Genomic DNA, 12,297 nt, shown 5'->3' on the forward strand with positions numbered 1-12,297 from the left:
GTCTGCTCTCTTCCTACGTCAGATTTCGCTGGCTGCTTTTCTGCGGAGCGGTCTTAACCGACCGCGCCTTCCATCTGCAGCTCGATCAGCCGGTTGAGTTCGAGGGCGTACTCCATGGGCAGCTCCTTCGCGATGGGCTCGACGAAGCCGCGCACGATCATCGCCATCGCCTCGAACTCGCTCAGACCACGGCTCATCAGGTAGAAGAGCTGGTCCTCGGAGACCTTGGAGACGGTGGCCTCGTGGCCCATGGACACGTCGTCCTCACGGACGTCCACGTAGGGGTACGTGTCGGAGCGGGAGATGGTGTCGACGAGCAGCGCGTCGCACAGCACGTTCGACTTGGAGCCGTGGGCTCCCTCGCCGATCTCGACCAGACCACGGTAGGAGGTACGGCCACCACCGCGCGCCACGGACTTGGAGACGATGTTGGAGGAGGTGTTCGGCGCCATGTGGACCATCTTGGAGCCGGCGTCCTGGTGCTGCCCCTCGCCCGCGAAGGCGATGGAGAGGGTCTCGCCCTTGGCGTGCTCGCCCATCAGGTACACGGCCGGGTACTTCATCGTGACCTTGGAGCCGATGTTGCCGTCGATCCACTCCATGGTCGCGCCCTCGTACGCCACGGCACGCTTGGTGACCAGGTTGTAGACGTTGTTCGACCAGTTCTGGATGGTCGTGTAGCGACAGCGGGCGCCCTTCTTCACGATGATCTCGACGACCGCGGAGTGCAGGGAGTCCGACTTGTAGATCGGGGCCGTGCAACCCTCGACGTAGTGGACGTAGGCGTCCTCGTCGACGATGATCAGCGTCCGCTCGAACTGGCCCATGTTCTCCGTGTTGATACGGAAGTAGGCCTGGAGCGGGATCTCCACGTGCACGCCCTTCGGCACGTAGATGAAGGAGCCGCCGGACCACACGGCGGTGTTCAGCGACGCGAACTTGTTGTCGCCGACCGGGATGACCGTGCCGAAGTACTCCTTGAAGAGCTCCGGGTGCTCCTTCAGGGCGGTGTCGGTGTCCAGGAAGATGACGCCCTGCTCCTCCAGGTCCTCGCGGATCTGGTGGTAGACGACCTCGGACTCGTACTGGGCGGCGACACCGGCGACGAGGCGCTGCTTCTCCGCCTCGGGGATGCCGAGCTTGTCGTACGTGTTCTTGATGTCCTCGGGCAGGTCCTCCCAGGACTCCGCCTGCTTCTCCGTGGAGCGCACGAAGTACTTGATGTTGTCGAAGTCGATGCCCGACAGGTCCGAGCCCCAGTTGGGCATGGGCTTCTTGTCGAACAGGCGCAGGCCCTTGAGACGGAGCTTGGTCATCCACTCCGGCTCGTTCTTCTTCGCGGAGATGTCCCGGACGACGTCCTCGTTGATGCCGCGCTTCGCAGAGGCACCGGCCACGTCGGAGTCGGCCCAGCCGTATTCGTAGTTGCCCAGACCCTCGAGCTCAGGGTGGGCAGTCTCCTCGATGGGGAGCGTCATGCGGGGTTCCTCCCGGCGGTGCTTGCAGATGCGTTGTCAGTGGTCTGGGAAATCTTGGGGATGAACGTCGTGCAGACGCCGTCACCGTGCGCGATGGTCGCCAGCCGCTGGACGTGAGTACCCAGCAGCTGCGAGAAGATCTCGGTCTCCGCCTCGCACAGCTGCGGGAACTTCTCCGCCACATGGGCCACCGGGCAGTGATGCTGGCAGAGCTGCTCACCTTTTCGCGGGAGGGGGGCGCTGCGAGCCGTAGCAGCGTACCCGTCCACGCTCAGGGCCTTGGCCAGGGCTTCGGTGCGCTGTTCGGGGGCGGCGGCCTCGATCGCCTGGCGGTAGGCAGTGGCCTGCTCGGCGATCCTCGCGCGGGCGAAGGCGACGACCGCCTCGTCCCCGCCGAACCGCTCCTGGATCCAGCGCAGGGCGTCCGCGGCGAGCTTGTCGTAGGACTGGTCGAAGGCGTCGCGGCCGCAGTCGGTCAGCGCGAACACCTTGGCGGGCCGTCCACGCGTGCGCGCGCCGTACACCCGCTGCTCCCGCGCCTGAACGACGTCGTCGGCGACCAGCGCGTCCAGATGGCGCCTTACGGCCGCGGGGGTGAGCCCCAGCCGCCCGGCCAGCTCGGTGACGGTCGACGGCCCGTGGTCCAGGATCGATCGCGCGACCCGGTTGCGCGTGGAGCGCTCCCCGCTCGCGTGCTCTTCCTGGTACACCCCCGTGGGGGTCTCCAGAGCCTCGCCGACGTTTTTCACAACACCATTGTTGCGTAATTCCTCAGGGCCGGGCAACCCGCGTCCCGCGGACTGGACGGTGCCCTGTGTCACTTAGGCACACCTAACCTGACCTGCGAAAACGATCTTTGGCCGACCAGGGGGCAGCCAATTCGGTGGCATCTGCGGGCACCTTCCCGGACACTGCTCAACCATGTCGACACCCCCTCCGACCGGCCCTCTTGTCACCCGCGACACTGTCGCCGCACAGGTACGCATGCTGGGTGTGGAGACCGGCGAGATTCTTCTGGTGCACTCCTCCCTCAGCAGCCTCGGCTGGGTCTGCGGAGGCGCCGTCGCAGTCGTCCAGGGACTGCTCGACGCGCTCGGCCAAGAGGGCACTCTGGTCGTCCCCACCCAGACCGGCGACCTGTCGGACCCGGCCCTGTGGGGAAACCCGCCGGTGCCCGAGGAGTGGTGGGACCGCATCCGGGCCACGATGCCCGCGTACGACCCCCTGCTCACCCCCTCGCGCGGGGTGGGCGTGATCCCGGAGACCGTGCGCGGCTGGCCGGGCGCCCGGCGCAGCGCGCACCCGCAGACGTCCTTCGCGGCGCTCGGCCCGCGCGCGGCGGAGGTCGTCGACGGCCACGCTCCCGACTGCCGGCTCGGGGAGCGGAGTCCGCTGGCGCGGCTGGAGCGGCTGGGCGCCCGGGTCCTGCTGCTCGGCGTCGGCTACGCGGCATGCACGAGCTTCCATCTCGCCGAGTACCGGATACCGTCGCCGCTCGTCCGGGTCGGGCGGCCGGCTCCGGGCGGCGGCTGGGAGGTGGTGACCGAGGTGTCGATCACCTCGGAGAACTTCGCCGAGCTGGGCCATGACTTCGAGCGGGATCGTGCCGTCGTCCGCGAAACGGTGGGCGCCGCCGACGCCCGGCTGTTTCCCGTGGCGGACGCGGTGGCGTACGCGGAGCGGTGGCTGGCGCTGCACCGGTCGCGGGAGGACGAGATCCCCACGGCGCCCGGCAGCGCTTCGGCGAGTGGAGATCCTGCACCCCCCGGTCCGGGCCGCCGACGGCGTACCTAGACTCTGGACCCATGCGAAGTGAGCCCGTGGTCCAGGTTCAGGCCCTGGTGAAGCGGTACGGCACGAAAACCGCTGTGGACGGCCTCGACCTGGTGGCCAAGGCGGGCGTGACCGCCGTACTCGGCCCGAACGGCGCGGGCAAGACCACCACCGTCGAGACCTGTGAGGGATACCGCAGGCCGGACTCCGGCGCGGTACGCGTCCTGGGGCTGGATCCGGTACGGCAGGCACGTCAGCTGCACCCGCGCATCGGTGTGATGCTGCAGTCCGGCGGCGTCTACTCGGGCGCGCGTGCCGACGAGATGCTGCGGCACGTGGCGAAACTGCACGCGAACCCGCTGGACGTGGACGCGCTCGTCGAGCGACTCGGCCTCGGCTCGTGCGGCCGTACGACCTACCGACGTCTCTCCGGCGGACAGCAGCAGCGCCTCGCGCTCGCGATGGCCGTCGTGGGGCGTCCCGAGCTGGTGTTCCTGGACGAGCCGACCGCCGGCCTCGACCCGCAGGCCCGGCACGCGACCTGGGACCTCGTCCGCGACCTGCGCACCGACGGTGTCTCGCTGATCCTCACCACGCACTACATGGACGAGGCCGAGCAGCTCGCCGACGACGTCGCGATCATCGACTCCGGCCGGGTCATCGCCCAGGGTTCCCCGGACGAGCTGTGCCGCGGCGGCGCCGAGAACACACTGCGCTTCACCGGCCGTCCAGGTCTGGACGTGGGCTCCCTGCTGAAGGCGCTGCCCGCGGACTGCTCGGCGGCGGAGCTGACGCCGGGCTCGTACCGGGTCGTCGGCAAGGTCGACCCGCAACTGCTGGCGACGGTGGCGTCCTGGTGCGCGCAGCACGGGGTGATGCCGGACCGGATCTCGGTCGAACGGCACACGCTCGAAGACGTCTTTCTCGAGCTCACGGGCAAGGAGCTGCGTTCGTGACGACCGCAACCGGTACGTACGCGCCGAAGCCCGGCGCGGCCCCCCTTCCCCGCATGATCGCGGCCCAGGCAGCGCTCGAGACGAAGATGCTGCTGCGCAACGGCGAGCAGCTTCTGCTGACGGTCGTGATCCCGACGCTGCTGCTGGTGCTGTTCAGCTCGGTGGACATCGTCGACACCGGCGCGGGCGAGGCGGTGGACTTCCTCGCGCCCGGCATCCTGGCCCTCGCCGTCATGTCCACCGCCTTCACGGGCCAGGCGATCGCGACGGGCTTCGAGCGGCGCTACGGCGTACTGAAGCGCCTGGCCTCCTCCCCGCTCCCCCGCTGGGGCCTGATGACCGCGAAGACGGCTTCGGTCCTGGTCACGGAGGTCCTCCAGGTGATCCTCCTGACGGTGATCGCCTTCGCGCTGGGCTGGTCCCCGGACGGCAACCCGGCGGCCGTCCTGCTCCTGCTGGTCCTGGGCACGGCGGCCTTCTCCGGCCTCGGCCTCCTCATGGCCGGCACCCTGAAGGCCGAGGCGACCCTGGCTGCCGCCAACCTGGTCTTCCTGCTGCTGCTCGTGGGCGGCGGCGTGATCGTGCCGATGGACAAGTTCCCGCAGGGCGCTCAGGACGTGCTGGGACTCCTGCCGATCTCCGCCCTCTCGGACGGTCTGCGGGACGTGCTGCAGCACGGGGCCGGCATGCCCTGGGGCGACCTGGGGATTCTGGCCGTGTGGGCCGTCGTGGGGCTTGCCGCCGCAGGGAGGTTCTTCCGCTGGGAGTAGGGGCGGGGCGGACCCTCGTGAAAGCGTGCACAAGTGGGCGCCTACGATGGTGCGCGTGCCAAACGTGACCCACGCCGACGCCGTGGCGGCCCTGCGCAACCCGCTCTCCTTCATCGCCGCACGCTGGACCCCGAAACCCGGGACGGTCCGGCGGGCGGCTCTCTCCGCGCTCGTCATGTCGGTGGTCATCGTGGTCACCGGCGGTGCGGTGCGACTGACCGGTTCCGGGCTCGGCTGCCCGACGTGGCCCAAGTGCACCGCGGACTCGCTCGCTCCCACCGGTGCGATGAACTTCCACAGTGCGATCGAGTTCGGCAACCGCATGCTGACGTACGTGCTGTGCGCCGCCATCGGCTGGGCGATCATCGCGGCGCGCTCGGAGAAGCCGTACCGGCGAAGCCTGACCCGGCTCGGCTGGGTGCAGTTCTGGCTGGTCATGAGCAATGCGGTGCTCGGCGGCATCGTGGTCCTGGTCGGCCTCAACCCGTACACGGTCGCGGCCCACTTCCTGCTCGCCTCGGCGCTGATCGCGGTCGCCACCGTGATGTGGCAGCGCACCCGCGAGGGCGACGGGGCGCCCCGCCCGCTGGTCGGCAGGCCGGTGCAGCAGCTGGTGTGGTTCCTGGTCACCGCCTCCGTGCTGCTGATCGCGGTGGGCACCGTGGTGACCGGCGCCGGTCCGCACGCGGGCGACTCGCGCGAGGTCGAGCGGATGCCGCTGGACTGGGAGACCGTGAGCAAGCTGCACGCCGTGCTGGCCTGGATCGTGGTCACGCTGACCTTCGCCCTGTGGTTCATCCTCAAGGCGGTGGACGCCCCCAGGAGCCCCCTGCACCGCACCCGCGAACTCTTCCTGATCCTGCTGTCCCAGGGCGTCATCGGCTACGTCCAGTACTTCACCAACCTCCCCGAGGCCCTGGTCGGCCTGCACATGCTCGGCTCGGCCCTGGTGTGGATCGGGGTGCTGCGGGTCCTGCTGGCGATGCGGGAGCGGCCCGAGCCGGTGGCGGACCTGCCGGGGCCTTCGGCCGAGGTGACGGTGGGCACGCGCGCGTAGGCGCTCACTCCGGACGGTGTCCACGTGGGCGCAGGCGCTCACTCCAGTCCGTACACCCTGCGCGCGTTCCCGGCCGCCACCATCCCCGCGACCCGCTGCGCGTCCGTGAGCGACCACGCTCCCTCGGCGACCCAGCCACCCAGCACCCGCCCCAGGGCCTCCCGGAACAACCGCGCTCCCACGACATGCAGCTCGGGCAGTCCGTGAGCCCCGCTGGAGAAGAGGATCTTCCCGAAGGGGGCCAGCTCCAGGATCTCGGCGAGGACGGTGGCCGCGCGGGCGCCGGTGCGGACCAGGGCGGCCCCCGAGTCGGCGTACACATGCGGGAAGACGCCCGCGAGATGGGCGGCGTGGCGGTGGTAGGGGTAGCCGTGCAGCAGGACCAGGTCCGTGCCCAGTCCGGCCGTGGCGCGGACGAAGTCGGTGAGCAGCACGGGGTCGGTGCGGTCGATGCGCTGGCCCGGTTCGCCGAGTCCCGCGTGGAGCTGGAGGGGCAGCCCGGAGGCCACGGCGATCCACAGCAGGTGCCGTAGCAGAACCGGGTCGGTCAGCTCGCCGCCCACCCTGCGGTCGGCCAGCCACCGCCCGGCGGCACCCCGCACCTCCCCGGGCCCGGGCGGCTCGGGCGCGAGCGCCAGACCGTGCCGTACGCCCGCGACGGAGGTGAAGGCCACGGCGCTTCCGGCGGCGCCGTGCACCGACTCGGCGAGGTTGGCGAGGAAGGACTCGACGGTGCCGGAGGTGTCGGCGACCTGCTCGGCCAGTAACTCGAGGCGGACGATCTCGCGGGCCTCGGCGGCCCCGGCGGACGCCAGCTCGGTGGGTCCGGTGAGGTCACCGGGCAGCCCCGTGTCGACCAGATACGTCGTGATGCCGCTGCCGCGCAGGAGTCGGCGGCCCGTCTCCGGTACGCCCAGTTCACGGCGCCGGGCGAGATAGCGGGCGGGGGGACAGTGCGGTTCCAGACCGAGCAGCGGGGGGCACCAGCGGCGTACGGCGAAACCGGTCTGTGTGTCGAAGAGGGTAGTGCCGGGCGCCGGCGGTCCCTCGGTGCGGGCCAGCTGGGCCTCGAAGGTGCCGAGGCCCAGCTCCGTCCTCAGTACGCCGTGGCAGTACTGGTCCACGAGGGACGGCGTTTCGATCATCCGGACTCCCCGTGTACCTGGACCGTGCGGTGCCTTACAGGTCCTAACGGGTGACCGGGGTACTAGGTGTTGCTCTCGCGCGCCCCGTGCGAAAAGCCGGGCGCGTTCAGGTGTTCGACGGGCCGCCCACCTGGATCCCCGCCATGCGCGTCCACTCGTACGGCCCCGTCTTCACCTTGGCCGCGAACTCGCCGTCGAAGTCCTCGTGAACGGTGATGCCGGACTTCTCCACCGCCTTCTCGGCCAGCTCGTACGAGGGCGCCACGAGGTCACCCCAGCCGCCGTCCTCACCGACGAGGACGATGCGCGCGCCGCGCTCACCGATGTGGGCCACCTGGCCCTCGGCTCCGCCGTGCGCCTTGGAGAAGGCGTTGATCTGCTTGGCGAGGCGCGCCACCTTGCGCTCGGCCTTCGGGTCAACCTGCTGAGTCTCTGCCATGGCCAGGATGCTACCGACGGGTAGATCGAACGGCGACGGGCGGGGTGCGTGGCCTTGGCCACGCACCCCGCCCGTCGGACGTCACCGGGGCGTCAGCGCAGGAAGGGGTCCACCGCGACCGCCACGAACAGGATCGACACATAGGTGATGGACCAGTGGAACAGCCGCATCTCCTTCAGCTTCCCGCCCGTCACCTCCGCCTTGGCCCTGTTCTGCAGCCCGTGCGCCTCCCACAGCCAGAAGCCGCCGGCCAGCAGCGCGACGAGCGTGTAGAACCAGCCCGTGTAGCCGAGGGGGGTGAGCAGGAGCGAGACCGCCACCATCACCCAGCTGTAGATCACGATCTGCCTGGCGACCACCTTGTTGGAGGCGACGACCGGCAGCATCGGCACGCCCACACGCGCGTAGTCGTCCTTGACCTTCATCGACAGCGGCCAGTAGTGCGGCGGCGTCCAGAAGAACATGACGAGGAAGAGGATGACCGGCGCCCACGACACGGAGTTCGTGACGGCCGACCAGCCGATGAGCACCGGAAGGCAGCCGGCGATGCCGCCCCACACGATGTTCTGCGAGGTGCGCCGCTTGAGGATCATCGTGTAGACGACGACGTAGAAGAGCAGCGCACCGAGTGACAGCCACGCCGACAGCCAGTTGACGGTGAGGCCGAACAGGAGCGTGGAGACCACCGCGAGGGTGATGCCGAAGGCGAGGCACTCGCGCGGGCTGACCATGCCGGTGACCAGCGGGCGCTGCGAGGTGCGGTCCATCAGCGCGTCGATGTCGCGGTCGATGTACATGTTCAGCGCGTTGGCGCCGCCCGCCGAGAGGTAGCCGCCGAGGCAGGTGAGCAGCACCAGCGTCAGGTCCGGCACACCCTGCTGGGCGAGGAACATCACCGGGACCGTGGTGATGAGCAGGAGCTCGATGATCCGCGGCTTGGTCAGCGCCACGAACGCCTTGACACGGGCCCCGAACGGCCGGTGACGCGGGCTCTCGCTCGCACCGAGTACCCCCGCTGGACGGGATTCGACGGCCGTCACGCACACCCCTACAGAGACATCCCAGCAAGCCCGACCCGTGTGAAGTCCCGGTAAAGGCTCGCGCGTACCACGCCACTTTAGACGTTGCCCATAGCCGGGCCTTCGCGGGGGTCGGGTCGTGTTGAAAGGTGCCGTCACAAGAGCCCGCCGCCACTCGCTTGAGCACTCGGACGAGCGCCTGCGTATTCAGTTGCCGAATGGCGATCCAGCCCGGTCGGGAGGCAGATCCCCGGGAGTCCCGGCAGTCTGGAATGACTCGAAAAGACGCACGTACTTACGGGGGTAGGCTCGACACCGGCCGGTGGGCGTCCAGTGCGCCGGCATTCGACATGCGTGACATGTGGAGAGGAGCCCTGACTCAGGGTGAGCACCAAGCCGACCACCACAGACCTCGAGTGGACCGAGTTGGACCAGCGGGCCGTGGACACCGCCCGCGTCCTGGCCGCCGACGCCGTACAGAAGGTCGGCAACGGCCATCCGGGTACGGCCATGAGCCTGGCGCCTGCCGCGTACACCCTCTTCCAGAAGGTGATGCGCCACGACCCGGCCGACCCGGACTGGGTCGGGCGGGACCGCTTCGTGCTGTCCGCCGGACACTCGTCCCTGACGCTGTACACGCAGCTCTACCTGGCCGGCTTCGGCTTGGAGCTGGACGATCTGAAGGCCTTCAGGACCTGGGGTTCGAAGACCCCCGGCCACCCGGAGTACGGCCACACCAAGGGTGTGGAGACGACCACCGGTCCGCTGGGGCAGGGTGTCGCCAACGCGGTGGGCATGGCCATGGCCGCCCGCTACGAGCGCGGCCTGTTCGACCCGGACTCGGCGCAGGGCGAGTCGCCCTTCGACCACTTCATCTACGCGATCGCCGGCGACGGCTGCCTCCAGGAGGGCATCTCCGCCGAGGCGTCCTCGCTGGCCGGCCACCAGAAGCTCGGCAATCTGGTGCTGCTGTGGGACGACAACCACATCTCGATCGAGGGCGACACCGAGACGGCCGTCTCCGAGGAAACCGTCAAGCGCTACGAGGCCTACGGCTGGCACGTCCAGCGCGTCGCCCCGAAGCCGGACGGCGACATCGACCCGCACGCTGTCTACAACGCGATCGAGGCCGCGAAGAAGGTCACCGACAGGCCGTCCTTCATCGCGATGCGCTCGATCATCGCCTGGCCCGCCCCGAACGCGCAGAACACCGAGGCCGCGCACGGCTCGGCGCTCGGTGACGACGAGGTCGCGGCCACCAAGCGCGTCCTCGGCTTCGACCCCGAGAAGTCCTTCGAGGTCTCCGACGAGGTCCTCAAGCACACCCGGCAGGCGCTGGAGCGCGGCCGCGAGGCGCAGGCCGAGTGGGACAAGTCGTTCCAGCTGTGGCGCCAGAACAACCCGGAGCGCGCGGCCGGCTTCGACCGCATCCACGCGGGTGAGCTGCCCGCCGGCTGGGAGGAGAAGGTCCCGGTCTTCGAGCCGGGCAAGGGCATCGCCACGCGTGCCGCCTCCGGCAAGGTGCTGCAGGCGCTGGGCGCGGTCATCCCCGAGCTGTGGGGCGGCTCGGCCGACCTGGCCGGCTCCAACAACACGACCATCGACAAGAACTCCTCGTTCCTGCCGGCGGACAACCCGCTGCCGGAGGCGGACCCGTACGGCCGCACGATCCACTTCGGCATCCGCGAGCACTCCATGGCCGCGGAGATGAACGGCATCACCCTGCACGGCAACACCCGTGTCTACGGCGGTACGTTCCTGGTCTTCTCCGACTACATGCGCAACGCCGTGCGCCTGTCGGCGCTGATGCACCTGCCGGTGACGTACGTGTGGACGCACGACTCCATCGGTCTGGGCGAGGACGGCCCCACCCACCAGCCCATCGAGCACCTGGCCTCGCTGCGCGCCATCCCGGGCCTGAACGTGGTCCGCCCGGCCGACGCCAACGAGACCGCGATCGCCTGGCGCGAGATCCTCAGGCGCTACACCAAGGTCTACGGCGAGGGCGCCCCGCACGGCCTGGCGCTGACCCGTCAGGGCGTGCCGACGTACGAGCCCAACGAGGACGCGGTCAAGGGCGGCTACGTCCTGTTCGAGGCCGAAGGGCCCGAAGGGCAGAGCGCAGCCGCGCAGGTCGTCCTGATCGCCACCGGTTCCGAGGTGCACGTCGCCGTCGAGGCGCGCGAGCAGCTCCAGGCCGACGGGGTGCCGACACGGGTCGTGTCCATGCCGTGCGTGGAGTGGTTCGAGGAGCAGGAGCAGGGGTACCGGGACAGCGTCCTGCCGCCGAACGTGAAGGCGCGGGTCGCGGTGGAGGCCGGTATCGGTCTGACGTGGCACAAGTACGTGGGGGACGCCGGCCGCATCGTTTCCCTGGAGCACTTCGGTGCTTCGGCCGACGGCAAGGTGCTCTTCCGCGAGTTCGGCTTCACTGCCGAGAACGTGGCCGCCCAGGCGCGGGCTGCGCTCGATTCGGCTGGCAACACCGCCGCCGCCCGGAACTGACGCTCACATACGACACGTAGGAGATGTAATTCCATGACAGACGCACTCCAGCGCCTCTCCGAAGAAGGCGTCGCGATCTGGCTGGACGACCTGTCGCGCAAGCGGATCACGTCCGGCAACCTCGCCGAGCTGATCGACCAGCAGCACGTCGTGGGCGTCACCACCAACCCGACGATCTTCCAGAAGGCGATCAGCGGCGGTGACGGCTACGACCAGCAGCTGTCGGACCTCGCCGCCCGCAAGGTCACCGTCGAAGAGGCCGTACGCATGATCACCACGGCGGACGTCCGCGACGCCGCCGACATCCTGCGCCCGGTCTTCGACGCCACCGACGGCCAGGACGGCCGCGTGTCGATCGAGGTGGACCCGCGCCTGGCCCACAACACCAGGGCGACGGTCGCCGAGGCCAAGCAGCTCGCCTGGCTGGTCGACCGCCCCAACACGCTCATCAAGATCCCGGCCACCAGGGCGGGTCTGCCGGCGATCACCGAGGTCATCGGCCTCGGTATCAGCGTCAACGTCACGCTGATCTTCTCGCTGGAGCGCTACCGCGAGGTCATGGACGCCTACCTTTCCGGCCTGGAGAAGGCCAAGGAGCGCGGCCTCGACCTGTCGCTGATCCGTTCGGTGGCGTCCTTCTTCGTGTCCCGTGTGGACACCGAGATCGACAAGCGGCTGGACGAACTGGGCACCGACGAGGCCAAGGCGCTGCGCGGCAAGTCCGCCGTCGCCAACGCCCGTCTCGCCTACCAGGCGTACGAAGAGGTCTTCTCGTCCGACCGCTGGAGCACGCTGGAGAAGGCGGGCGCCCGCACGCAGCGTCCCCTGTGGGCCTCCACCGGCGTCAAGGACCCGGCGTACAAGCCGACCCTGTACGTCGACGACCTGGTGGCGCCGAACACGGTGAACACCATGCCGGAGGCCACCCTGCAGGCCACCGAGGAGCACGGCTCGATCACCGGCAACGCCGTCGCCGGTACGTACGAGCAGGCCCGCGCGGACCTCGACGCCGTCGAGAAGCTCGGGATCTCGTACGACGACGTGGTCCAGGTGCTTGAGGACGAGGGCGTCGAGAAGTTCGCGGCGTCCTGGAACGACCTGCTCAAGTCGACCGAGGCGGAGCTGGAGCGCCTCGCCCCCTCGGAGGGCTGATCT

At 69.5% G+C, this 12,297-nt stretch carries 11 protein-coding genes; 6 read left to right on the forward strand and 5 right to left on the reverse strand.

Annotated features, from left to right (window positions below; all coding sequences use genetic code 11):
• Nucleotides 1-53: 53 nt before the first annotated feature.
• Both sufB and OOK07_RS09910 read right to left on the reverse strand, forming a co-directional pair.
• Nucleotides 54-1,478 (reverse strand): Fe-S cluster assembly protein SufB, encoded by a 1,425-nt coding sequence (gene sufB / locus OOK07_RS09905; RefSeq protein WP_266512169.1) that lies wholly within the window; start codon nucleotides 1,476-1,478, stop codon nucleotides 54-56.
• Nucleotides 1,475-2,227, reverse strand: coding sequence for a helix-turn-helix transcriptional regulator (locus tag OOK07_RS09910; protein ID WP_266795981.1), 753 nt, complete (start codon nucleotides 2,225-2,227; stop codon nucleotides 1,475-1,477). Before OOK07_RS09910 ends, sufB begins: the two co-directional genes overlap by 4 nt.
• A 172-nt stretch (nucleotides 2,228-2,399) precedes the next feature.
• Between OOK07_RS09910 and OOK07_RS09915 the strand changes: the two genes are divergently transcribed.
• The 4 genes from OOK07_RS09915 to OOK07_RS09930 are packed head-to-tail and all read left to right on the forward strand — an operon-like array spanning nucleotide 2,400 to nucleotide 6,034.
• Entirely contained in the window at nucleotides 2,400-3,272 is an 873-nt protein-coding gene (locus OOK07_RS09915) for an AAC(3) family N-acetyltransferase (protein ID WP_266678863.1), read from the forward strand.
• An 11-nt stretch (nucleotides 3,273-3,283) separates the two neighbouring features.
• On the forward strand, nucleotides 3,284-4,207 hold the full coding sequence (locus OOK07_RS09920; protein ID WP_266795983.1) for an ABC transporter ATP-binding protein: 924 nt from the start codon (nucleotides 3,284-3,286) through the stop codon (nucleotides 4,205-4,207).
• 53 nt (nucleotides 4,208-4,260) lie between these two features.
• Nucleotides 4,261-4,977 carry an ABC transporter permease gene (locus OOK07_RS09925; protein ID WP_266801918.1) on the forward strand — a complete coding sequence of 239 codons (717 nt, stop codon included), beginning with the start codon at nucleotides 4,261-4,263 and terminating at the stop codon, nucleotides 4,975-4,977.
• Nucleotides 4,978-5,023: 46 nt separating this feature from the next.
• Complete coding sequence (locus OOK07_RS09930; RefSeq protein ID WP_266795984.1) at nucleotides 5,024-6,034, forward strand: COX15/CtaA family protein; 1,011 nt, start codon at nucleotides 5,024-5,026, stop codon at nucleotides 6,032-6,034.
• 38 nt (nucleotides 6,035-6,072) lie between these two features.
• On the opposite strand, the gene OOK07_RS09935 is transcribed toward OOK07_RS09930, so the two are convergent.
• The 3 genes from OOK07_RS09935 to OOK07_RS09945 form a co-directional block, all read right to left on the reverse strand.
• Nucleotides 6,073-7,179, reverse strand: a complete 1,107-nt coding sequence (locus OOK07_RS09935; protein WP_266678869.1) for an amidohydrolase family protein — start codon at nucleotides 7,177-7,179, stop codon at nucleotides 6,073-6,075.
• A 106-nt stretch (nucleotides 7,180-7,285) separates the two neighbouring features.
• Nucleotides 7,286-7,618, reverse strand: a complete 333-nt coding sequence (locus OOK07_RS09940) for a hypothetical protein (RefSeq protein WP_266512185.1) — start codon at nucleotides 7,616-7,618, stop codon at nucleotides 7,286-7,288.
• Nucleotides 7,619-7,710: 92 nt separating this feature from the next.
• Nucleotides 7,711-8,664, reverse strand: coding sequence for a heme o synthase (locus OOK07_RS09945; RefSeq protein WP_266678871.1), 954 nt, complete (start codon nucleotides 8,662-8,664; stop codon nucleotides 7,711-7,713).
• A gap of 357 nt (nucleotides 8,665-9,021) precedes the next feature.
• Here OOK07_RS09945 and tkt point away from each other — a divergent pair, with 357 nt between their 5' ends.
• Nucleotides 9,022-11,142, forward strand: coding sequence for a transketolase (gene tkt, locus OOK07_RS09950; protein ID WP_266795986.1), 2,121 nt, complete (start codon nucleotides 9,022-9,024; stop codon nucleotides 11,140-11,142).
• 33 nt (nucleotides 11,143-11,175) lie between these two features.
• Nucleotides 11,176-12,294, forward strand: a complete 1,119-nt coding sequence (gene tal / locus OOK07_RS09955) for a transaldolase (RefSeq protein ID WP_266678875.1) — start codon at nucleotides 11,176-11,178, stop codon at nucleotides 12,292-12,294.
• Nucleotides 12,295-12,297 lie beyond the last annotated feature (3 nt).

It is taken from the genome of Streptomyces sp. NBC_00078 (genome assembly GCF_026343335.1).
GTDB lineage: Bacteria > Actinomycetota > Actinomycetes > Streptomycetales > Streptomycetaceae > Streptomyces.